The 23,746-nt window shown below is 45.2% G+C and carries 22 protein-coding genes; 3 read left to right on the top strand and 19 right to left on the bottom strand.

What is annotated here, in order from left to right; translation table 11 throughout:
- Nucleotides 1-4 precede the first annotated feature (4 nt).
- Nucleotides 5-1,612 (top strand): NAD(P)/FAD-dependent oxidoreductase, encoded by a 1,608-nt coding sequence (locus K1M91_RS02700; protein ID WP_232800015.1) that lies wholly within the window; start codon nucleotides 5-7, stop codon nucleotides 1,610-1,612.
- A 158-nt stretch (nucleotides 1,613-1,770) separates the two neighbouring features.
- Nucleotides 1,771-2,193, top strand: a complete 423-nt coding sequence (locus K1M91_RS02705; RefSeq protein WP_232800016.1) for a hypothetical protein — start codon at nucleotides 1,771-1,773, stop codon at nucleotides 2,191-2,193.
- 67 nt (nucleotides 2,194-2,260) lie between these two features.
- Here K1M91_RS02705 and K1M91_RS02710 read toward each other — a convergent pair whose 3' ends face one another.
- The 9 genes from K1M91_RS02710 to K1M91_RS02750 form a co-directional block, all read right to left on the bottom strand.
- Nucleotides 2,261-2,773: a GDYXXLXY domain-containing protein gene (locus tag K1M91_RS02710; RefSeq protein WP_232800017.1), complete on the bottom strand. Its 513-nt coding sequence runs from the start codon at nucleotides 2,771-2,773 to the stop codon at nucleotides 2,261-2,263.
- Nucleotides 2,770-3,867 (bottom strand): DUF4401 domain-containing protein, encoded by a 1,098-nt coding sequence (locus K1M91_RS02715; protein ID WP_232800018.1) that lies wholly within the window; start codon nucleotides 3,865-3,867, stop codon nucleotides 2,770-2,772. Before K1M91_RS02715 ends, K1M91_RS02710 begins: the two co-directional genes overlap by 4 nt.
- The gene (locus K1M91_RS02720) at nucleotides 3,864-4,889 is read right to left on the bottom strand and encodes a DUF2157 domain-containing protein (protein ID WP_232800019.1); all 1,026 of its coding nucleotides are present in this window, start codon (nucleotides 4,887-4,889) and stop codon (nucleotides 3,864-3,866) included. The genes K1M91_RS02715 and K1M91_RS02720 overlap by 4 nt, the downstream gene beginning before the upstream one ends.
- 142 nt (nucleotides 4,890-5,031) lie before the next feature.
- Nucleotides 5,032-5,424 carry a type II toxin-antitoxin system death-on-curing family toxin gene (locus K1M91_RS02725; RefSeq protein WP_232800020.1) on the bottom strand — a complete coding sequence of 131 codons (393 nt, stop codon included), beginning with the start codon at nucleotides 5,422-5,424 and terminating at the stop codon, nucleotides 5,032-5,034.
- Complete coding sequence (locus K1M91_RS02730; protein ID WP_232800021.1) at nucleotides 5,424-5,594, bottom strand: acetyltransferase; 171 nt, start codon at nucleotides 5,592-5,594, stop codon at nucleotides 5,424-5,426. The genes K1M91_RS02725 and K1M91_RS02730 overlap by 1 nt, the downstream gene beginning before the upstream one ends.
- Nucleotides 5,595-5,753: 159 nt before the next feature.
- Entirely contained in the window at nucleotides 5,754-9,158 is a 3,405-nt protein-coding gene (locus K1M91_RS02735) for an ImpA family metalloprotease (protein ID WP_232800022.1), read from the bottom strand.
- A 167-nt stretch (nucleotides 9,159-9,325) separates the two neighbouring features.
- A complete protein-coding gene (locus K1M91_RS02740) occupies nucleotides 9,326-10,111 on the bottom strand; it encodes a DNA-binding domain-containing protein (RefSeq protein ID WP_232800023.1) in 786 nt (261 codons plus the stop codon).
- Nucleotides 10,108-10,998, bottom strand: a complete 891-nt coding sequence (locus K1M91_RS02745) for a DUF692 domain-containing protein (RefSeq protein WP_232800024.1) — start codon at nucleotides 10,996-10,998, stop codon at nucleotides 10,108-10,110. The genes K1M91_RS02740 and K1M91_RS02745 overlap by 4 nt, the downstream gene beginning before the upstream one ends.
- A 102-nt stretch (nucleotides 10,999-11,100) precedes the next feature.
- Nucleotides 11,101-11,556 (bottom strand): hypothetical protein, encoded by a 456-nt coding sequence (locus tag K1M91_RS02750; protein WP_232800025.1) that lies wholly within the window; start codon nucleotides 11,554-11,556, stop codon nucleotides 11,101-11,103.
- Between the two features lie 364 nt (nucleotides 11,557-11,920).
- Between K1M91_RS02750 and K1M91_RS02755 the strand changes: the two genes are divergently transcribed.
- Nucleotides 11,921-12,751, top strand: coding sequence for an HDOD domain-containing protein (locus tag K1M91_RS02755; protein WP_232800026.1), 831 nt, complete (start codon nucleotides 11,921-11,923; stop codon nucleotides 12,749-12,751).
- Between the two features lie 159 nt (nucleotides 12,752-12,910).
- Here K1M91_RS02755 and K1M91_RS02760 read toward each other — a convergent pair whose 3' ends face one another.
- The 10 genes from K1M91_RS02760 to K1M91_RS02805 all read right to left on the bottom strand — a co-directional run bounded on the left by K1M91_RS02760 (nucleotide 12,911) and on the right by K1M91_RS02805 (nucleotide 23,681).
- Nucleotides 12,911-13,759: a Rossmann-like fold-containing protein gene (locus K1M91_RS02760; protein ID WP_232800027.1), complete on the bottom strand. Its 849-nt coding sequence runs from the start codon at nucleotides 13,757-13,759 to the stop codon at nucleotides 12,911-12,913.
- A gap of 77 nt (nucleotides 13,760-13,836) precedes the next feature.
- Nucleotides 13,837-14,889, bottom strand: a complete 1,053-nt coding sequence (locus K1M91_RS02765) for a chemotaxis response regulator protein-glutamate methylesterase (RefSeq protein ID WP_232800028.1) — start codon at nucleotides 14,887-14,889, stop codon at nucleotides 13,837-13,839.
- Nucleotides 14,882-15,502 (bottom strand): chemoreceptor glutamine deamidase CheD, encoded by a 621-nt coding sequence (cheD, locus tag K1M91_RS02770; protein ID WP_232800029.1) that lies wholly within the window; start codon nucleotides 15,500-15,502, stop codon nucleotides 14,882-14,884. The genes K1M91_RS02765 and cheD overlap by 8 nt, the downstream gene beginning before the upstream one ends.
- 2 nt (nucleotides 15,503-15,504) lie before the next feature.
- Nucleotides 15,505-16,341 (bottom strand): CheR family methyltransferase, encoded by an 837-nt coding sequence (locus tag K1M91_RS02775; protein ID WP_232800030.1) that lies wholly within the window; start codon nucleotides 16,339-16,341, stop codon nucleotides 15,505-15,507.
- Nucleotides 16,342-16,520: 179 nt separating this feature from the next.
- Nucleotides 16,521-18,842: a methyl-accepting chemotaxis protein gene (locus K1M91_RS02780; RefSeq protein WP_282561069.1), complete on the bottom strand. Its 2,322-nt coding sequence runs from the start codon at nucleotides 18,840-18,842 to the stop codon at nucleotides 16,521-16,523.
- Between the two features lie 2 nt (nucleotides 18,843-18,844).
- Nucleotides 18,845-19,351 (bottom strand): chemotaxis protein CheW, encoded by a 507-nt coding sequence (locus tag K1M91_RS02785; RefSeq protein WP_232800031.1) that lies wholly within the window; start codon nucleotides 19,349-19,351, stop codon nucleotides 18,845-18,847.
- Nucleotides 19,344-21,419, bottom strand: a complete 2,076-nt coding sequence (locus tag K1M91_RS02790) for a chemotaxis protein CheA (protein ID WP_232800032.1) — start codon at nucleotides 21,417-21,419, stop codon at nucleotides 19,344-19,346. The genes K1M91_RS02785 and K1M91_RS02790 overlap by 8 nt, the downstream gene beginning before the upstream one ends.
- A 27-nt stretch (nucleotides 21,420-21,446) precedes the next feature.
- Nucleotides 21,447-21,812 carry a response regulator gene (locus tag K1M91_RS02795; RefSeq protein WP_232800033.1) on the bottom strand — a complete coding sequence of 122 codons (366 nt, stop codon included), beginning with the start codon at nucleotides 21,810-21,812 and terminating at the stop codon, nucleotides 21,447-21,449.
- Between the two features lie 2 nt (nucleotides 21,813-21,814).
- Complete coding sequence (locus K1M91_RS02800; RefSeq protein WP_232800034.1) at nucleotides 21,815-23,503, bottom strand: SpoIIE family protein phosphatase; 1,689 nt, start codon at nucleotides 23,501-23,503, stop codon at nucleotides 21,815-21,817.
- Nucleotides 23,490-23,681 carry an STAS domain-containing protein gene (locus tag K1M91_RS02805; RefSeq protein WP_232800035.1) on the bottom strand — a complete coding sequence of 64 codons (192 nt, stop codon included), beginning with the start codon at nucleotides 23,679-23,681 and terminating at the stop codon, nucleotides 23,490-23,492. Before K1M91_RS02805 ends, K1M91_RS02800 begins: the two co-directional genes overlap by 14 nt.
- Nucleotides 23,682-23,746 lie beyond the last annotated feature (65 nt).

Genomic DNA, 23,746 nt, shown 5'->3' on the forward strand with positions numbered 1-23,746 from the left:
CCCTATGCTACGTTTAACCGAAATAAAACTGCCTCTTGATCATGATGAAGCGGCCTTACCTGCTGCTATCGTTACTAAACTGAATATTAGCGCTGATCAATTACATTCTTTTCATATGTTTAAACGTGGCTATGACGCGCGTAAAAAAACCAACATTTTTCTGGTTTACACCTTAGATATTGAAGTGGACAACGAAGCCGAGCTGCTGGCGCAATTTAAAAACGACCCCCACGTTAAAATGGCACCTGATACCAGCTACAAGTTTGTTGCCAAGGCACCATCCAACTTGACCGAACGCCCAGTGGTGATTGGCTTTGGCCCCAGTGGTTTATTTGCTGGCTTAGTATTAGCGCAAATGGGGTTTAACCCGATTATTTTAGAGCGTGGCAAAGAAGTGCGCGAACGCACCAAAGACACCTTTGGTTTTTGGCGCAAGCGCACACTGAACCCAGAATCAAACGTGCAATTTGGTGAAGGCGGCGCAGGCACTTTCTCCGATGGCAAGCTTTATAGCCAAGTGAAAGATCCTAATCACTATGGCCGCAAGGTACTTACCGAATTTGTTGCCGCTGGCGCGCCAGAAGAAATCATGTACGTTAGCAAACCGCATATCGGTACCTTTAAACTGGTGACCATGATTGAAAAAATGCGCGCTGAAATTATTGCCCTTGGCGGTGAAATTCGCTTTAGCGCCCGCGTGGATGACATTCATTTAGACGGCGAGCAAATTACCGGCATCACCCTCGCAGACGGTGAACGCATTGATAGCCGCCATGTGGTGTTAGCGGTCGGTCACAGTGCTCGCGATACTTTTTATATGCTGCACGACAAAGGTGTTTATATTGAGCCTAAACCCTTCTCAGTCGGCTTTCGCGTTGAACACAAGCAGTCAATGATTGATGAATGCCGCTTTGGCCCTAATGCTGGCAATCCAATTTTAGGCGCAGCAGATTACAAGCTAGTGCATCACTGTAAAAATGGTCGCACTGTGTACAGTTTTTGTATGTGTCCGGGCGGCACTGTGGTTGCGTCATCGTCAGAGCCGGGCCGCGTGGTCACCAACGGCATGAGTCAATATTCTCGTAATGAGCGCAACGCTAACAGTGCGATTGTAGTAGGCGTTGATCCAGAAAAAGACTTCCCCGGTCACCCATTAGCGGGGATTGAATTCCAGCGCGATTTAGAGCAAAAAGCGTATGTAGCGGGCGGCAGTAACTACAACGCCCCCGCACAGTTAGTCGGTGATTTACTGGCTGGTAAAGATTCTAGTGAATTAGGTGACATCACCCCTTCGTACACCCCCGGCATTACCCTAACCAGCTTTAAAGGCGTGTTACCCGATTACGTGATTGAAGCCGTGCGTGAAGCTATGCCCGCCTTTGATAAAAAGATTAAAGGTTTTGCCAATGCCGATGGCCTGTTAACCGGCGTGGAAACCCGCACCTCATCACCCATTTGCATTAAGCGCGGTAAAGATTATCAAAGCATCAACATCAAAGGCCTTTACCCCACCGGCGAAGGCGCAGGCTATGCTGGCGGTATTTTATCGTCAGGGATAGATGGCATTAAAGTGGCTGAAGCGCTGGCGCTGGATATATTGGCGAAACAGTAAACTCGATTTGCTAAAACGACAACGGGAGCTTAGGCTCCTGTTTTTGTGAACGCCTTTATAAAAATAGAAACAGACCACACCAAAAATAAAAAATAAATCAAAAAACAATCATTTGCATGCGATAATCCTTTCAATCTTTACACTAAAGGAAACAATCTATGTTGCTTGTTGGTCTTATTAAAGGGATGAGCATATTCCATTTTATTTTCGCTTTAGCGATATGTTTAATCCCAGCCTATATGGCAGAAAATCGTATGCGCAGTGGACCCGCTTGGTTTGCTCTTTCATTAATATTGAGTCCATTGATTTGCATAATCATTTTATTCTCATTAGACACTAATTCGCCAGATCCTGAAGCGGCTGAAAAATACGCTGAAGTAGGTCGGTTAAAAGCTGAATTTGTACAGCTCTACAATGCGCACGAAGCGATCTTATCAAGCCATGAGTATTTTCATGATACTTGGAAAGGGGCTACTGGGATAAGAGCCTTTAGCTATGAGCAATTAGATGCGGCACTACGCTCAGCCAAGGAAGTTATTGCTGCGAGTAAAAATGATGCACAACAAATAGAGCAACTTTAATAGAAACTAATTAGTAAAGCATGGCTGTATCAGACTAACAGCCATGGTTTACATTAACTCAAAATACCTACAATTTCTGCAAATCTTGATCAAGCAAGGCATCAAGCAACAACTCGCCCTGTTCATTCACTCTAAACTCGCCGTATTGCGCTGCCTCAAAACGCTCGCCTTGGCCTTCTTGAAAAAAGAACGCATTGGTTGCCAGTTTAACTTGGCCGCCGCGCAGTCGAACTTGCAGCAACAGTTCATTTTCAGGCAGCGTACTGGCATCAAGGTAATTGGCTTCAAAGGCAACAAACTGAGCGACTAAATCGGCATTGCGCTTCACTCGTACATAACCATTCAGGTTGTCGCCATCAGTTGCTGCGCGGATCCTTGCCATGATCTGATAATTTAACGTCATGTAATCCCCCTGCATTAACGAGCGGGGATCAACCGGCGCCAGTTCAAGGCGCACTATCTCCCCTTCAGCTAACCAAGCCTCACGTTTAACGATATCCCAGTTGATCATGGCTAATAGACCAAGGCTTAATAGCAGCACTGCGGCGATACTCAACTTTACTTGCTGTAATGATTTCATAACGCCTCCTGTGATGCGACTGAACTTGGCTGAGACAGGTAACGATTAAGCCCCCAACGAGCCAATAACAGCACCACCCCTAATGCGGTCAGCAATAGGGATTTTTCTAACAGACTCACACTAAGAGAGTAATAATAGGCGCTAATAAACAGTGGAATGCTGAAAATAGCTAACGCCGTAAATACCTTATCGCGCAGTTGTAAGCCCAATAATAAAAACAGTACCGCCGTGCTTAGCCCCGTTAATGGCACGGCTAGCGCGCCAATCACCACCACAGTGGCCATCGCTCCATAGCCTACAGTCGTCGATAACGAGATTTGCCTTTGCGCAAAAATATGGCGCACCAACAACAAACTCGCCAGTAAACTCAGCGACCAAGGCAACAACCAAGACCAAATAGATAACTCACCGATAGTCGCGCTGAAAAAATCAAAATCCGACGCGCCAAGACTTATCAAGCCTTGTGCCAACAAGGTCCAGCTCGCAAAGCCATAGGCCAAGGTGCATAAACGGCCATAATGCGACCCTAAGCGCTCTAAATTCAGACATAGCCCTATCGCCAACACCAGCATCACCAATGGCATCACGCTCATCAGCTGCCATTGATACAGTAAGCCAGTAATACAGCCAGCAATGCCAATGCTATTTAAAAACACACTCAAGCGATTATTAATAAATGCGCTGTGAACAATCAGCAATGCACCAAAGCTAAAAAACCAAGCTTGTTCACTGCGATAGCCCAGTATCTCTGACAGTCCCCAGCCAACGCCCAGTAAGCCGCTTAAACCAAACACCAACGCCAGCTGGGTAACAAATACCTGTTGTTGCAGCGACTTACGATCCAGTACCGCACCAAGCACCACAAAGATTGCACCGATGAACAAGATCCCCTCGTCAAGCACTTCACCTAATGACAACGCCAAAAAGCTGCCCATAAAGCCGAGTAAAAACAAAGCCGCCACCCAGCCAGCAAAGCCCTGTAGAATGCCTAAATACCAAGGTGGCATTAATGGCTGATCAGGTAGAGGCGACGCAGTATCAACGCAGCTCGCTTGTTGCAACGCTTGCCATAATTGCGCATTTTCAGTTTTCATTGGCTGGCCTTCCCATTGAGCTCGGCGGTGTTAAACAAGGCGCGCATTTTGGTTAACCAAACCGATATCCCTGCTGTCGCGCCCACGATATACATGGCTAAAAAGAAAAATACGCCCACCTCACTGCTGGTATCAAACATATTCCGCCCTAGCCAAACCGTGCTCACCGCAATGGCACTAAAGCACACCAAGGCCAGCGGTAATAACTGTTTAAAGACAAAGCGCGATAGCAAAAACACTGTCGCACTGTAGAGCAAATAAAAGCTAAAAGGGGAAGAATCGCCAATTTCAAGAGCTTGCCAGCAGCCGTACCAAGTCAGCGCGACCAGCGCCAATAAAATACTAAGAGACTGACAAATAGGCGCATTTAAGCGTGCAATATTAAGCTTTTGCGCGGCCAAGAAAACCAAATAAACCACGCCATTGAATAAACTTATCGCAACTAACACAAATACATAAGAATCAAAAAACCACCAAGCCTGCGGCCAAGTATGAAAATACAACACTAAAGTAAGGTTGATTAATGCCAATAGCTTAAGCCACAACAAATCAAAGCCCGCCAGCCAAACAAGGGGCAGTAAGCACAGCGACCAAATAGCAAACAACTGCCAAGGATCTGCGCCAGTTTGATAGGTTTGCCCCACCAATGCTAATAACGCGCCAATCATTAAGCTTAAACCCAGCAAACTGGCATTGGCCTTAGTCGCGCCTAAACCTCTAGGGTTGATATCACGCTCTTGCCAGCGCAACCCGCCATAAGCCAAGGCGCAAATCAGCAACAAGCCTTGCACGAGTGCAAACTTGCCAAATTTACCTAGGTCTTGCCAGTTAAAGGCGAAAAAGATGATCACGCCCGCACCAACAAACAGCACACCCAGCCAAAGCAATAATTGCCCTATCACCTCGCGCCACGCCACTTCTGGCTGCGCCTTGCCAGCCAGCGTCAACGCTTTGGGCATCTGTTCAGCCTTGATTTCACCTTGTTGATACCAAGCCCATACTTGATCACGCAGATTTCTCATTTATCTTCCCCTATCTGGCTAATATTGCCAGTTAACTGAAGATAATATTAACGCTTATTGTTAAGGGATGTAATAGCAGGACAGAGCGGCGGGCTAAAATAAGGTTGTACTCTGGGGATAACTAAAAGAATGTGGATTTAAACTACTTTTCATTTTTAAGGTATTGCGCATACAGCACATCGGCAAAGTCAGTTTCATTGATTTCATTAATCACTAAATCTCGAACAGCATTAGCCAACAAATCGTTGTCTTCAGTAATTTCATAATCATTCAACGAGAGATATTCAAGCGCTACAGCAAGACCTGTTCGTTTATTCGCATCAGGGCAGGCATGAGAAACCGCAATACTTGCTGTGTACTTAGCTGCAATTTCAAAAATATCATCTAGCCCTTGATAAACAATAGCATTATCTATTCGACTAAGAGCACCTTGCAGTTTTGGAATATCTACAACACCCTTCATTCCCGGCTCTGTTGACAAAATTAACGCATTAATTTCAATAACACGTTCAAATGGAAAGCAGATGATATTCACTACATATCAGCCAATTTTTGAAATGTTTTTGGGTGTGTTCGCAGCGCTAGTTTGGTTTCAGACTTAACAATCTGCTGGCCAAAAGTGCCTGATAAATCGAGCTGTTTTGTTGCCTTTATCTTTGGTCGCTCTACGGCTTTTACGCCATATGCCTCTAATTTCTTGTTCATGATTCAACACCTCAACCTCAACTATAAATATTATAGCTTTATGTAGATCAGAAAACATCACCCTTAAGGGTCAGACGGAATCGATTACAAGAAGTAAGCTGATATCCGTATAACACCATGCCAACTAAACATGGCGTAATTCATTACACAACAAGCAGCCTACAACCCACAATCCGCAGGCGAGCTGTTATCTCTGGGCCAGCGCGCCGTCGGATTAGCTAAATCCAGCGCAATAAAGTCTAAGCCTTCACTCATATTCACTGGCGGCAGGTCGGTTTCTAACACATACATTCCCGGCGTCACACTACCCTTGGTTGCGTTAGCTACCGCTTGGCTTGCAGCTAAGTCAGAGTAACGTAATCCAAACATGTCAAAATACGGCTGCCAGTTTTTTGCGGTCAAATAACTCAAGGCCACCAGCATAAAATCGTTACCCGGTATGCTCGACACATTACGACCACCATAAGTGGCATCGCCAGAGTAGGTAAATTGGGCAAAACCTAAGCTGGCTTTTTGCGCATCCCAACTAGCTTGATCGCGCGCGGCATCGGCAAAAATGCGGCTGTATTGATACATCAAAGTAAACAAGTGAAAACCGTTCTCTAACTGGCTGCCATCACTCAGTACCGCTTTATGGTTTTGCAACGCTAATTGAATATAAAACGCCATGCGATAGCCATTGTGAGTGGCGTAAGCATTACTGGCCCATGGCCCTTCAAAACGATCGCCTGAGTCTAACGCGCTACAGCGACTACCGAGTACCACGCGATCGCCTTGGCTATTTTTCAGTGCCAATGCGTCAGACATAAACACATAAAACAAGTCTTTATGATTCATGTGACCATCAGTGATAATACTGGTTTGCAAATCACGTTGGTAATGGGCGCGCCATTTAACAAAGTAAGGGAAAATATTGTTGGAGTTCTCCCCCGCACGTGAGCCGTATTGCCCCCAATCATTGCGATCCGCTGCGGCTGCGTATTGCACATTCAACTTGTTGGTTTGCAGGTTATGACCCAGTTCGTGGTTATCACCCCAACCTGTTGGCGAAATATTCCAAGATGCATCCCAAGGATTGCCACTACAGCCTGCGCCACAATGGGCGTTTTGGTCATAGTTAGCATGTTGGATCAGCTGTCGTGTATGGAGTGAAGCATCGACACAAGCATCACGGCCAAATAAGCCGGTACAACTGGCTAACACATTGGTAGATAATGACTCGGCCAAGGTTTTACCTTGCACCTTAAAGCCAGCTAAGGTGTAAACCGCACCGATGTGATCTTCTTGTACCGATTTTAACAGCGTGGTCACCGCGTCCGCATCCACGCTGCTAGCACCTAAGAATTTATCGCGACGCATGTGCTGCTCAGCGCCTTCGGTGCGCAAGTCAACATGGGGTATTTCTGTGTTCAACATCAGCTGCGTAAAGCGTGCCACTTGTGCGTCATCACTAGGGTCTAAAATCGCCGGGTGAAAGCTAATGCCTTGGGCTTTCACATTCACCCTATACGGCGCTTCTCCGCCATTAATATACAAATAAATAGGGCCACCATAGGGGCTACTAAAGGTGGTGGTTTCACCTGCCGCCAACGATAAACGAGACTGCTCTAGCTCTAATGGCGAGTAATAATTAGCGCCGCTAAAAACGCGGTTAGTGTTTGCTCTATGGTAGTTAAGTTTGATCTTTACATTGGCACTATTGCTATCAAGGCGCGTTAAGCTAATGGTTTGCCCGGGCAGCGCATACCACCCCGTGGTGGTCCATTGACCTTGATAAGGCACTTCAACCCATAGGGTTTGCTCTGCAGTCGCGGGATAAGCATAGTGACTATTGCTACCTTGTTGAACTTGGCTTTTGTCCACCACAAATTGGCCTAAATCAGGCTGGGCAGCATTTTTAGCACGGGCATAGCTTACCAGCCAATCAGCAAGTAGCGCCTCAGAAAAGGCTTTTGGCTGCGCCAAGGTAATCGGATAATCAATTTGCTGGCGGTATTTATCTGCTAATAGCAGGGCGGTTTTCAGTACACGATAGCTCGACGCGGAAGTGCCGTTAAAAACATCTAAACCCCAATCGTCAACAGCGATAGCGCCTGAGCGCAGCCAGTCTGCCGCGTTTTTAAACTCGGCACTGAACGTTGCATCACCACAATTGATATAGTTAGTGTTACAACCAGTTACGCTGTCACTGGCAACCTGTCCTTGGCCGTATTTAGTGAATAATGTCGCGACCTTGGTAAGGTCGGCATCTGCTGCCATCTGCTCACTTGGCAATGCATTCACCACTTGATGCTTAGACCAATAGTTACCACTGGTGTGCAGTGCCATATATCGGTACAAGTCTGCACTCATGGCACTGGCTTGGCGGCGATAATTAGCCACCAGCAATGGGATTTTATTACGTTTTGCTAATTCAATGGCTGGCTCAAGGGCGGTGTTACCGCGTTCTTCGCGGTCAATGTCACTAAGAATAATTAAATCGGGCTGCAGCTGATTAATACAATCCAACAAGGCTTCATAGTCACAAGTATTAGCAGCATTAATCTGATAGCGATCGGCAAAGTGAGTATCTAACCAACTGCGGATCCGCTCATTATGAGGGAAATACCAGCTGTCAGCGTTAGACGGCACATGGCTGGTAATCACCTTTAACTGACCACTAGAAAGATCGCGCGCGGTTAGCCAAGTAAGCAAGTTTTTTAATAACTGGTCGGTTTCGGCATTGGTATTAACCGCAAATAAATTAGCCGCCATAGCACTATATCGATGACCATTTTGCTCTCCCGCAACAATCAATCCCGCTTGTGAAGGGTCGCCACCGCCGTTTTGATTGGCGCGCAATACAATGGTGCTTTGGCTGGGATCAACCACATTAAAAGTGATGCTGTCATGGCTTGGGTTCCAAGTTAGCGGAGCGGTAATTGCCTGAGCAATTTGAGTATCATTAACCGCTGCAACCTCCTGACTATTTCTTGCTGTAGGCACAATGGCGCCTTGATAAATCTGAGCTAAAAGACTCTGTTGCACTTGTCTAAGCTCAGTAATTTGCTGCTGAGCAAAGCTAATTAGCTCTGTTTCAGAGGCCAAACGATGATCGCCCCGCTGCAATGCGAGCTCTGGGTTGGAGATAAATTCGGCTTGGATCTGACAATTTTGCACTGCGTTAAACTGATACTGCATCGCAGATAATTGACCACCACAGCCTTGGATATTCAATAGTTGATAGCCCGAGCTTGCTTGAACGCTAACACTAACACTTTCACCCTGTGATACTTGCAGTTGGGCTGGTGTAATTTGCCCGCCAGTGCTGACGCGAGTGGTAATAGCCACTTGTAGCGTAGGCTCTGTACTCGGAGCGGCACTCGGAATGATATTTGGTGAAGGGCTCGGCGAAGAGCTTGGAGCGATACTCGGCACGGAACTTGGAATGATACTGGGTTGCCCCCCAGCTCCGCCATCACTACTGTTGCCCGTATCACTGCCACCCGATCCGCCACCGCATGCTGTTAACCCCAACAGTGCGCCAGTAAGTGCCAATATTTTACCGGTATAATTTAGAGCCAAGCCTGCCACCTAATACTTTTGCATGAAAGCCGCGACTATAATCTATTAACAGCTTTTTTGTCAGTAAGGATATTTAAAGCTGCAATATAAATCACAGATAGATTTTAATATTGTTATGATTTGCAAAATTAGCGTAACAAGTCATCATTCTGCTGCAGATTAAGCCATTACGTACAAAGGCTTATAATCAGCCCCATTTCAAACCAAGCTTGCAACGCACTTAGCACTTGCTGCGGGGCTTGTTCTGCGTCGAAAAACTGCATCATCAATTCACATTGCTCAGCGAAATTACGACCTTGGATAAAACCCATTAGTAATTCATGTTGAAAAGGTGCGAGGGAGATAAATTCGGTCAACCGAGTATCGCCACGCCATAACAGCCAGTGTCGAGTAGCACTATAATCAGGCTCTGCGGGCGCGTGCCCAGCTTTAATACTTTGCCAAGCTTCCACCGCATTACTTTGGCAACTGTAAATCTGTACGCTAGGATGAAACCGCAACTGACAACGGGGCCAATCTGGCACAGGCAGCTGCTGTAAATCACTAAAGCCAAGACGTTGTGCATCGGGCGCATCAAAAGCATTAAGCAAGCGGCGCTCAAAGGCAGCAATGTCGGCTAAAATGGGATGCTCAGAAAAAGGCATTTTCTGAGCTAAGAATGTCGGTAAAGCATCGCAAAAATCCCGCAATGAGGGCACCGTTGAAGGGTGTTGCTGGATGTAACCGCGCGTCATTTGGTCAAATAAGTCATCACCTAAATAAAGGCCAAGCACTTCGTGGTCAGTTTCGATGGTTTCGGTTAAACGAATGCGATAGGCATTGCGATAAATCGCCAGCCGCGTATCTACTGTAATTCTGCCTTGCGCAATAACATGTGGCTGAAATGATGCCGTTTCACCTGTGTTTAAATAATCCATAAAGGCGTATTGCAACTGGCGTAATGACTCACTCATGTCGTTTGTCCTTGCGCTAAGACTGCGGCCTCAAAGGTGCGATTCACTAAATGGGGAAATTGTTTAGCGGCCAACATTGCTGCTTGCTGCAGCTCTTGCTGCAGTGCTGGAAATTCGGGAATATTGCCATCGCGTTCAATCATGGTGCTGACTAGACCAAAACGCTGCAGCGCTTGTTGATACAACTGCCAAACCGGTTCTACTACGTCCTGATCGTGGGTATCAATCACATAGTCGCCGTAGTCGCTATGACCCGCGAGATGAAATTGCTGTACTCGCTTAGGGTTGATCTTGCTTAGGTATTCGAGGGGATCAAAGCCATGATTGCGGGCGCTAACGTAAATATTATTTATATCGAGCAAAATCAAACAATCGGCTTGCTCGGCTAACGCGTTTAAAAAATCCCACTCATCCATGGTCGAATCTTGATACGACAAATAACTTGATACGTTTTCCAGTAAAATACGCCGCCCGAGAAAGTCTTGCACTTGCCCAACTCGCGCTGCGACATGGTTAATGGTGTCTTGCGTGTAAGGCAACGGCAATAAATCATGGCTGTTTTGACCGTGCACTGAAGTCCAACATAAGTGATCGGAAATCCATTTTGGCTGCACTTCATTAGCGAGTTTTTTCAGTGCTTTAAGATAATCCATGTTCAGCGGGTCAGTGCCGCCAATGGACATAGACACGCCATGCATTACCAAGGGATATTGCTCGGCAATGGCATGTAAATAATATTTCGGTTTGCCACCCGCCACCATAAAGTTTTCTGATAACACTTCAAACCAATCCACCTGTGGCTGATGCTGTAACACATGCTCAAAGTGGGCTGTGCGCAAGCCTAAACCAAAACCGAGAAAGTCGTGGGTGAGCTGATCGTTTATCATATTATTCCTAATAGGTGGATATACCAGATTTGCTTGCCTTCGTATCGTGTCGATGACCAAAGGCAAGCTGTATCGAGTACTATGCCTGCTATGAGTTTAGAGTTAAGCGCTGGTTTTACCGCCGATATCAGTGCACGATTTAGCTGGCGTATTTACAAAACCTTGGCCTTTACAGCTGGCATGACCGGCACAGGCATTGTCAGCAGTTTTACAATCATTGTGGCCCTTACAGGTATTCACGCCATAACATTGTACTAATTCCGCTTTAGTTGTTTCACCTTTCCAGTCATCTTTAACGTCACCGCCAACGTCACCACAGGCCTTACTTGGCATAGCCACAAAACCTTGGCCTTTACAGCTAGCTTTACCAGCACAGGCATTATCTGCGGTTTTACAATCATTGTGGCCACCACATACATTCACACCGTAACAATGTACCAAGTCTGTTGAGTTAGTCGCTGCTTTCTCTGTACTGCCGGCATGAGCCAGTTGTGACATACCAGCCATTGCCATCGCAAGAGCGGCACCAGTAAAGACATTTTGTGCTGTTTTGTTCATGGTTTGTTCCTCGTTAACCATACTTGGCTTACCTTGTAGGCGACCTTTGTACAGTCTAAGTTAACTATCAATTAATTGAGGTTATGCGTATCTCACTCCATCACAAGCAACAAAATAGATACTTAACCCTAACACCCCTGCAACATACAGGTTGATTAGATAGACCTTAGGCCATAAGAAAAACTTTCGTGTAAAAATAAATAGTTTATAAATGTGAGTTGCAAAATAGACTGCTAAATTTAACTATGGGTCAACAGCCTATTTCCATGCTGCTGATATCACTAATTTATTTACTCTATAATTGAAACTATGACGGCCAGTGTTTTATGGTAAATGTCTTCTAGCCAATCTCGCGAGGAAAATGATGGCGACTAACCTGAGCAGTAAAGAAAAACGCGTTTTGTCCGAGCTGATTATCCCGCCCCAGCCTGATACATTACTCAAGTTGTTAGAGGAGGCCGATAAAAAAGAGCCGAAAATTGACATTCTCGCCGAGCTCATTGCGTCAGATATGGCGATGTCCAGTGTGATATTGCAGCTAGTCAACTCTGCCGAATACATGCTCTATAAAAAGGTAACATCTGTACATAAAGCGGTGCTGATGCTCGGCTTGGCTCGCACCATTCCATTAGTCAAAGCGATAGCACTAAAAAACGCCTTTGAACAAAGCCCCGCATTAGTGAACTTTTGGCAACAAATAAATCAGCTTGGTTTAGCCAGCATCCGCGTAGCTAAACAACTAAAAAAACCGCAGCTAGCTGAAACAGCTTATATGTTAAGTTTATTTCACATGGCAGGGATCCCCGTCATGATCGTGTCGTTTGATAACTACGAAACCGACATGCTACCTCGGGCAAAACAAGATGGTTGGTATCACTTATTAAAGCCAGAGAAGGACTATTATGGCTCGTGCCACCCGACAATTGCAGCCATGTTGGCGCAACGCTGGCAATTGCCCAAGCAGCTAATTGAAATTATTTACCATCAATATGATTTAGCAGAGTTAACGCGCTCTAAATACGTTAATACCATTGGTCTAGATTTAATTTCAATTATCAAGATTGCACGGCGCGCGTGTTTGCCTGAAGGTGAAGATGAGTGGCAAGGGTGCGAACAAATCATACTGGATCAGCTGCAGCTAGACCAAGAGCAGCTCAATGACATATTCAATGAGTTAAGGCCCAATAAATCCTAACCAATCAAGTTATGGATAAGCGAAATAGTACGAATAGGCCGAACTTAGAATGAAGCGAAAGTATGCTTTGCCCGAAAAAAGCTGTGAATAGTCCCTGAAAACGAAATTTTACGGTAAAACATACTTTCAATTTGAATGCTTGGTTTAAAAGAATTGAGGTTATTCATTTACCTCTGCTTCAAATAACCCTAAATCTTCCAACCAGCGCTGGTGAAATCCTTGCATTTTTAGATGACGCTTAGAAGCGTGATGATCGCGTTGCTCTTGCTGCGAATGAAAAGGGCCCGCCTGACAAAGTTCACAATAAGGCAAATCCGTTTCAATCTCTGGCGCGTTAGCCTGTAATGATATAGCTAACGCAGCAGGAATCGCTTCGAGACATAGATCAAGCTGCCACACATAAGTGAAACTTGCGGTATCGCGCACAAACTTATCTCGATCCACATTGCGCATTTGATAACCGGGAAACTGCTCGAATGAAAACGGCATTTTACCCAAAAACTGTAAATCGGTTTTAAGGTGCAAGCTATGCTCAATATCCCACTCACTATAAGGCTTAACCTCTTTTGAGCTGATATAGATAAGGCCTGCGCCATCAGGGTTAAGGCCAAATTTCTGGGAATGTAATAAAAACTGATGCAATAAACGGCGATTACGTAAGTTACTGTCGATCCTACCGTGGGCTTCAAATTCTGCTTTGGAGGTAAAACCCGGCACTAAAGGAAATTGAAAAATAATTAAATCAAATTGTTGATGATTTGCGGCCAAGGTTTGCCATTGTTGCGGGTCTGTCACGTCAAATTCGGTTAATACTTGAACCGGAAAAGATGTTTGTGCCTGAAGTAATTGCAGTCGATATTGCTCACCATACTTACTAGCAAGCGTGGCCACACTGTCGTAAATAGTCGCGCACAAATAGCGAGGAGGGAAACGCTCTGCTAACGCTGCCGAAAATGAAAAATCACCATCACCTACCACTAAAACCCGCCAACTAGGATCGAGAAACATAACGCGCCTTTGACAATGAAAACAAGCATATTACAAAGGTGCTAAAAAGGAGGCAAGTTTAGTGATTATGAGCCAGCTTAAACTCGATACTCGGTGCCTAAGTGATTCATGCTTTTGACTATTTGAGCGGGTATATTTTGTAATCCTAAAATCATTTGCACGCCCCCCATTTCAATGGCTGCCTTGGGCATACCAAAAATAACTGAGCTAGCTTCATCTTGCGCTATGGTTATGCCACCCGCTTGAGCAATTTCTAACATACCGGCGGCGCCGTCTTTGCCCATTCCCGTTAAAATCACACCTAGTGCATTTTGTCCGACCGCTCTTGCGACCGATTTCAGCATCACATCCACCGAGGGCTTATGACCACTTATTCGCTCACCATCATCAAACTTTATTCGATAATCCGCGCCGCTGCGTATCACTAATAAATGTAAATCACCCTTCGCCAAATATGCACAGCCAGGAAGTAAACGCTCACCATCTTGCGCTTCTTTCACAGATATTGCGCAGTGTGTATCTAAACGTTCGGCAAACGTTTTAGTAAAGCCCGGAGGCATATGCTGAGTAATCACTATCGCAGGACTGTCTACTGGCATTTCAGATAACAGGGATTTTAATGCTTCGGTTCCCCCTGTAGAGGCGCCTATGGCAATGACTTTTTCCGTGGTTTTAAATTTGAAGGTGTAAGCACTTGGACTTAGTGTAGGTGGCCGTCGCTGTAATTTTGCACTCGCCACGGAGCGAATTTTGGCTACGATTTCACTACGATAATCTTCAATTCCTTTAGCTATATCTAGCTTAGGCTTGGGAAAAAAATCCACAGCACCTAACTCTAATGCTTTAAGTGTTACATCTGCACCTTGCTCGGTTAAGCTTGACACCATTAACACGGGAGTTGGTCTGGCTTTCATCAGGCGATCTAAAAAAGTTAATCCATCCACTTTAGGCATTTCGACATCGAGGGTGATGACATCAGGACTATGAGTATTCACCATGTCTTTCGCGATGTAAGCATCGGGCGCAACCCCAACCAGTAAAAAGTCAGGCTCCGAGCGTACAATTTCACCTAACAAGCTACGAATTAAAGCTGAATCATCAACTACTAATACTTTTATTTTTTCAGTCATTAAACAGCTCCACTTCCCCACTTTCAGGCTGAGTACGTAATTTCAATCGGTACTCACTTTCACGATCAATAATGGTGCTATTGTGTAAGTTTTTAATCTTACGAACCATCACCCGACCAGTGTCAGGAAAAAAGTAAACCTTACGCGGGTATATATCGAGCAAGTCACTGGCAATAATAGGGATCTGTTCGGTATTCAGATAATCTTGCACAAATTCAACGTTTCGCTCGCCAACATTAACTGTCATAAACCCTTTCAGCACATTACCACCACCAAACACCTTGGCTTCGAGGCGCTCTTTTTTTGCTCCTAACTTTAATAGATGGTTGATCAATATTTCCATGGCATAAATGCCATAACGACCCGACTCTGATAACACACTATCTTGCTGGCTGTTATCTTGTGGTAGTAAAAAATGATTCATCCCTGCAATACCTAACAGTGGGTCGCGCAAACACACCGAAACACACGAGCCCAACACTGTGACAATCAAGGTATTATGCTTAGTCGCAAAGTATTCACCAGGTAGTATTTTGACGGCATCACAATCAAAATGCCGATCATAATATCGGTTTGGTGCCAAGTGTGAATTATTAACGTCAAATGTAAACAATCTTACCTCACAGCCAAATTAGGGTGATAAGTAGTCCGTCCGGCAGGCTTAACTAAATGACTAGCATGACTAAAGTTTTCCGAGTGACCCGCAATGTAAAGGCCATCACTTGGCATTAACTGCACCATTCGTGTCAGAACTTGTAGTTGCGTTGATCGATCAAAATAAATCATGACGTTACGACAGAAAATAACATCCACAGGCCCCTTTACCGACCACGTTGGATTAAGTAAATTTAACTGCCTAAACTCTATCATTTGCTGTAACTCTGGCACCACTTTAGCCAACCCTTCCTGACGACCTTTGCCTTTGAAAAAAAACTGCTTACAACGCTCACCTGACAGTGCTTTGATACGGTCGAGCTGGTAAATACCAGCTTGAGCTTTTTGCAAAACCTGACTATCAATGTCCGAAGCAATAATTTTCACCGGCACATCAAAGCGACCAAAGGTTTCTGCGACAACCATGGCGATTGAGTAAGGCTCTTCACCAGTACTACTGGCTGCACACCAAATAGTACGAGTGCTCGGATGCGCCATTAAATACTCTCTCAGCACATCAAAATGGTGTGGCTCACGAAAAAATGAGGTTAAATTCGTGGTAAGAGCATTGATAAACAACTCTTCTTCAGCCGGGTGATGCTCTAGATAGCTTAAATACTGCGTAAAACCAGTCAGCTTTAGCGCCCTAACGCGTCGTGCCAATCGGCTGTACACCATCGAGTCCTTACTATCGGCTAGGCGGATCCCCGTTAATTGATATAGCAGACTTCTTACGGCATCAAAATCGGCTTTGCCGTAGCGAAACTCTCTGTCATTCCAATTATCCGTTTGTGTCATGAGCTAAGATCTCTGCCAAATCAACTAACCATTTATCCGCTTGTGCCATGAGCTCAGCTCTCTTCGCTTCCACTAACACGCCATGAGCAGCCCTCATGACAACTAAACGCGAGTGTCATGAGCCCAACAACCTTTCATTTCAACTCATCATTTGTGTTATGTGTAAAACGCCCACAAGGTTAAAAACTTTCCCACTCATCGTCATCGGATTTTGCTGGTTTCACCGGTGTTCGTGTCACGACCGTTTTTTTGGCTCCAATGTTCGGCCTTGATACAGGCTGAGATAATTGCGGAGCAACAAGTTGATGCTGCTGACTTTCATCTAGTTTAAATTGCGCGACATTGCGTGCCATCTGCGCGGCTTGCGATAACAAACTTTCAGCAGCAGCTGCTGCTTGCTCCACCAGCGCCGCGTTTTGCTGCGTCATCTCATCCATTTGGTTAACGGCCTTACCTACTTCATCTAGCCCAGAAGCTTGTTCGGTAGAAGCGGCAGCGATTTCCGCCATAATATCGTTAACCCGCTTAATGGAGGTGACAATCTCTTTCATGGTATCGCCTGATTTCCCTACCAGCTCATTACCATTATTAATTTTGCCAACTGAGTCAGAAATCAGCGCTTTAATGTCTTTTGCGGCATTGGCTGAGCGCTGCGCTAAGGTTCTGACCTCCGATGCCACCACGGCAAACCCACGCCCCTGCTCTCCGGCGCGAGCCGCTTCGACGGCGGCATTTAATGCCAATATATTGGTTTGGAAGGCGATGCCATCAATCACGCCAATAATATCGGATATTTTTTGTGATGATTCATTAATGGAGGCCATGGTTTTAACGACTTGCTCGATTAATTCACCGCCATTAACTGCAACCTCTGACGCCTTGGCTGATAAGGTATTAGCCTGTCTGGCGTTATCAGCATTTTGACGCACTGTACCGGTTAACTCTTCCATACTAGACGCTGTTTCTTCAAGGCTTGACGCTTGCTGCTCTGTACGGCTAGACAAGTCCGTATTACCTTGAGATATTTCACTCGACGCGGTGTTAATGGTGTCGGCTGCTTGGCGAATTTCACCGAGCATTTGGGATAAGTTTTGCGCGGTTTGATTACAGCCATTTTTTAAAGACTCAAACGTCCCTTGATAATCCGCTTCCACCCGTTCGGTTAAGTCGCCCTCAGAGATTGCCTTAAGCACACGACCGATATCATTTAATCCACTTTCAGTAGTGCGAAGTAACGAGTTTAAACCTTCGGATAATTTTAAGAAGAAGCCTTCTTTGCCCTCTGTCGAAACGAGGCTGCTAAAATCACCCGCCGCCGCCGCTTCAACAGCTGAATTCACTTCCGCTTCAATAAATACTTCCTGAGTACGATCTAACCATTCCACGACGGAACCAAGGCGCGAGCCATCTTTAGCAAAAATAGGGTTCGCCACTAGTCTGAAATGACGCTTACCAACGACAATATTCGCGGTATAAGATTTAGTTAATTTTTCTAATAAATGCATTTGATGGGCAGGGTTTTTGTGAAAGATATCCATATTGCTGCCTACTATTTTTGCCACCGAAAAATTTGGCAGTACGGCTTTTAAGTCTGCTTCAGCAGCACTTAGCATGGTTTCCACAGACTTATTCATATAAATAATCTTACGTTCAGTATCAGCGATCATCACATTGGTTGTGGTGGTATCAAGTGCACCAAGAATACGACTGAGCTCTTGCTCTGCTGCCACTTCTTTGGTGCGATCTATCCACTCAACAACAGAGCCTAAGCGATCACCTTTGTCATCAAAAATAGGATTAGCAATCAGGCGAAAGCTGCGCCCTGCCACCACGATATTACCCACGTATGTTTTCGTTAGGGTTGCCAGTAGCTGACGTTGGTGAGAAGGGTCTTTATGGAAGATATCCATATTGCTGCCCAACAATGAATCCACTGAAAAATGTGGCAACGCCTTACGCAAATCTGACTCAGCTTCGCGTAGCATGCGCTCAACAGCCTGATTCATAAATATAATGTTACGTTCAACATCGGCCACCATCACATTCGATGATGTGGCCTCAAGGGCCGAAGTCACCCGCAATGACAGCAGCGCATGCTTTTTCAACTCAGTAAGGTCGTGCCACTCAACGGAGGTGCCGAGCGATTCACCTAGCTCATTACGCAGTGGGTTAAGCACTAACCGAAAACAACGCCCCCCAACGGTAATTTCGGCAGTATGGGTTGTGGTTAGCTGGCTCAGAATATTTTTTTGATGCTGTGGCTGCTTATGGAAAACATCGATACTACTACCAATCATTGCGGCAACAGAGAACTGAGGTAAATCCTTGCGAATATCGCTCTCAGCCTCTGTCAGCATCGCCACTACAGCTTTGTTTGCATAGACAATATTGCGCTGAGCATCGGCAAGCATAAAACAAGTACTGCTGTTGTCTAATGCCAAGCTAGCCCGAGCTAACGACTTTTGTTGCTCACTATTACCAAACCAAGATGCGATACCCATAGTTATCCCTCCAACGCCACAGCATTATTGTCAAATAAGCCCAGCTCTTGGCTGGAAATCAATTTTTCGATGTTCAATAAAATAATCATTTGTTCATTCACCGGCGCGAGGCCATATAAATATTGACTGTCAAAAGCAACACCAAACTCTGGTGGAGGTTTAATATCAGACGCCTGCATATTGATGACATCGGACACAGCATCAACCACTATCCCAACAATGCGCTCATTAATGTGGAGCATAATGACAATGGTAAATTCGTTGTAACTGGCTTCACCCACATTAAACTTAAGCCGCAAATCAACAATAGGTACAATGTCGCCACGCAGATTGAGAACACCTTTAATGAACGCGGGGGCATTAGCTATTTTGGTCACGGGTTCATAGCCTCTAATTTCACGTACTTTCATAATATCGAGACCGTAATGCTCATCACCTAAGGTAAAAGTTAGATACTCTAAGGAGACCGTGTCTTGGCTCGCTGGAGCCACTGTTGGTTGATTATTCATTCCCACTCCTCACTGCGACCGACTCTTCCACGCGTAAAGCGAGAGACTCTGCATCTAAGATCAATGCAACACTGCCATCTCCCATAATGGTGGCGCCAGCCACTCCTGGAACACGGCGGTAGTGCTGCTCTAAACTTTTAATAACAACTTGTTGTTGGCCAATTAACTCATCCACTAATAGGGCAAAGCGAGTTTTGCTGGTTTCAATTAAAACCAGAATCCCCTCACAGGGGTCCTCTGATTTAGGCTCAACTTCCATCACCTGATGTAACCGCACGATCGGCCAGTAAGCATCACGTAAATCCAGCACTTGCTGGTTACCAATGCGCTTAAGTTGAGGCTTATCAGGTTGCACAGATTCGATAATATTAACTAAAGGAATAATGAACATTTGCCCGCCGACGGCAATGGACATACCATCTAAAATAGCCAGTGTTAGGGGTAAACGAATCTGAAAAGAAGACCCTAAACCCGCTTCGGATTCTATCTCTAAACGTCCACCCATCGACTCGATATTTCGTTTCACTACGTCCATACCAACGCCGCGACCCGATACATCGGTCACTTCAGCGGCTGTTGAAAATCCTGCGGACATGATCAACTGCCAGACCTGCTGGTCGGTCGGATTTTCCACTACATCAATATTGTTTTCATAGGCTTTGACGAGAATACGATCACGATCTAGACCGCCGCCATCATCCAAAACAGAAATAAGAATATTGCCGCCTTTTTGCTCTGCTTTAAGGGTGAGTCGACCTGTTTCAGGCTTACCACGTGCCGCCCTAACATCTGGCAGCTCAATGCCGTGATCTAAACTATTGCGTACAAGGTGGGTTAACGGATCCACCAGCCGTTCAATTAATCCCTTATCAATTTCGGTTTGTCCACCTTCAATTTGCAAGTCGACTTTTTTGTTTAGTTTCTTAGATAAGTCTCTCACCACGCGAGGAAACCGGTTAAAGACAAAAGACATTGGCAACATCCGAATGGACATGATGCCCTCTTGTAGTTCGCGAGTGTTGCGCTCTAACTCAGACAAAGCACTATGCAACCGTTCAACGGTTGGACCAGTAAGCTCATCACCAATTAGATTTAACATTGATTGGGTGATCACTAGTTCGCCAACCAAATTAACCAAGCTGTCTATTTTTACAATATCAACACGAATACTACTGGCTTCTGTACTTTCAGGTTTTGCTTTGGAGTCGGCCTTGCCACTTCCGGTAACCGCTAACTTAGCCGCAGCAGGACGCGGCTTATCCATTAATCCGGTAGCGGGAGTGATTGCCTCCTCACTAACGCCATCACTTACGGGGAAACCCTTTTCATCAGCATAAACTTGATTATCTGATTGGCCTGAGGGAGCAAAAAAGCCAAAGCCTTCATCGTCAACTTGATCTAACTCAGCGGTCGCTGGACCAGGTAACGGCTCAAAGAAACCAAATCCTTCATCATCGCCATTTTCAGTGACCTCATTAGATCCTTCCCCGCCGGCTTCCATCGGAGCTTCCGCTGTACTCACTAAAGGTTCAAAAAAGCCAAATCCTTCATCATCACGCTCTCCAACCTTGACCGACGCCTCAGTTGAGCCCTCTGATGACTCAGAAGATGACGATTCAGCGCCAACAGAAACAAAAAAACCATAAGCCTGCTCTTTAGTGTCAACCGCGGGCTCACTAGAGGGGTCTAAAATTAACTCCAAGTCGGCTGTCGCCGTATTGACTAATGCCCAATCCGGCTCAGTCGCATCGGTATAACTTTTGAGTAATGTACGCAGTGTGTCAACAGCACTTAACAAACCGTCAATCACGCGTGCTGAAAATTGAAATTTACCTTGTCGAGCGCGATCAAAGATGTTTTCCATCACATGGGTAACTGTAATCAATGCATCAAATGCGAACATACCACTGCCGCCTTTTATGGAATGAGCAGCACGAAAGATGCTATTTAGCTCTTCGACATCAGGACTACTAGGGTCGAGCGCCAACAGCAAGTGCTCCATCTCATCGAGATGCTCGTGACTTTCTTCAATAAAAACGCCATGAAACTGGCTCATATCCATCGACATAGTGTGTCCCAAATGTGGTCTAGCGCCTTACCCCAGCACTTTCGCTGCAACTTGAAGTAACTTACTCGGTTCAAAGGGCTTTACCATCCAACCGGTGGCACCTGCGGCCTTGCCTTTCGCTTTCATTTCTTCACTGGCTTCAGTGGTCAATACTACAATAGGCTTACTGCGATAAGTCGCGAGACCTCGCAATGATTTAATCAAAGTTAGGCCGTCCATTCTGGGCATATTTTGATCTGTTAAGACAAAATCAAAGCTCTTGGTTTTACATAAGTCATAGGCTTCTTGCCCATCTTTTGCCAAGGTAACTTGATAGCTAGCCGACTTTAAAGTCGCTTCGACCATTTGGCGAATTGACGCAGAATCATCAACAATTAAAATACTTTTGCTCATAGTTAATCACTTCCAACGAGTACCACCCGGACGGCATTTCCAGGTGCAATAATTTCAAGGGAATCAGCTAAGTGCTCAATTAAAGTTAAGCCTCGGCCATAGCTTTTAGAAAAGTTAGTGCTTTCAATATTGTCATGAAAAAATCCATGACCACTGTCTTTAATGTAAATTTCTAATCGATTTAAATCACTTTGCCATTGCACTTGTAAAACAATTCTGTGCTCTATTGTCAGCTCTTTAACTTTTTGCTCTTTTTGCTCGTAGAAAGTCAAAAAGCCATTTTCTTGCGATTTAATGTCACTATTTAGCCCAAGCACGCCATGCTCGAATGCATTCATGTACAACTCAGTTAAAACAGTAAATACTTTTTGCACTAATGACAGGGGCAGTTGTTTGGATAACAAATCCGAAAAATGCCCAGGTATATCAAGTAAATCCAATGCCGCACCAGACAAGGTATGCTCGATTAAGAAAGCACTTTGCTGAACAATCTGATTGGGCTTATAAGTAACAGACGATTGGAGAATGTTATGGGTATCAATCTGAACAATAGAAATATCATCAGAGGCAGGAGGGCAATCAATATTGAAATATTTTTTCACCCCTTCAAGTGGCTTACCTGGCATATTGAGTAGCGGAATCAGTGCTTCTTGGCTAAGGAGCTCACCGTCACCTGATAAGGTTTCTATTACGCCGTCACTAAACATAATAATGCGCTGGTTATCAACAAGCTCTATCCGTTCAGGATGAACACTAAACAAGGTATCTGGTAAAATACCAAGCGCCATATTGGCAGAATTAAGCTGCTTCACTAACTTACCGTGCTCATCTAGGACGAGCACTGGTGGCATTGCACCATTCCACACATCAATAATCTTACTGGCAGGTTGAATATGAAGAATGATCACCGCAACAAAGCGATCTTGTGGCAATAAATGAGTCAACTTACTATTCAGCTCAAACACAATATTTGAAAGGGGCAGAGCTTTTTCTGCCATGGCTTTAAATATTGGCACAACAGGCATTAACGAAACCGCTGCAGCTAAACCATGTCCCATAGCATCAGCCAACATAACATAGTCACTACCATCAACCCCCTGACAATTAATCACGCTGTCTCCGCTAAACTGCGAAGAGGGTTTAACCCAGTAATGAATGGCATCAACATCAGAGCGCACTTTGGCAAACATGGCTCCAATAAGGTGTCGAGCAAGCGCTTGTTCTTGTAACTCTGCATCACGCCATTGATTGAGTGCTTCTCGTTGCTCATTGTTTAGTTTTTCAAGGCGACGCTGATGCACCGACTTTTTCATCTTGAGCCAGAGCAAATCCATATTAACTGGCTTTAGTGCATAATCATCAATACCTTGGTTAAAAGCTCTGAGAAAGAAATCTGCATCATCATTTGCACTCACCATAATGACAGCCGTGGCTTTGAGATGCTCTTTGATCATTGGCAACAGCGTGACTCCTTCCCCGTCAGTCAGGTGGTTATCAAGCAAGACAACATCGAAATGCTGCTGCGGCCGAGAAATGACATTTCTCGCATCCGCCAATGTTAAGCACGTTGTTGTCAGTACTCCCCTTTCTTTAAAAAAGTGCTCATAGAGCAAGGTAAATACTGTGCTGTCTTCTACGACCAGTACAGAGTAAGGCGGGCTTATGTTAAGTGAAGGATTAGAGAAAGGCATATAGTTTTGCCATGTTGGCCATTTCCAAGATATCCAGCGCATTACCTTGAGCGCCGCGAATAACTAATTTGGCCTGTACCGATTGCTCATTCTTTTTAGACATTAATACCAGCATTCCCAAAGCCGAACTATCTAAGTATTGGACTTGGGAAAAGTCGAGCTCAATGTAAGCGCTCAATTCTCCGCATTGTTCCTAATTTAATCTGGGCCTTGATAATGACTCCGTCATTACTTATCGAGGTT

The organism is Motilimonas sp. E26, from assembly GCF_021278025.1.
Classification (GTDB): domain Bacteria; phylum Pseudomonadota; class Gammaproteobacteria; order Enterobacterales; family CBDFNC01; genus Motilimonas.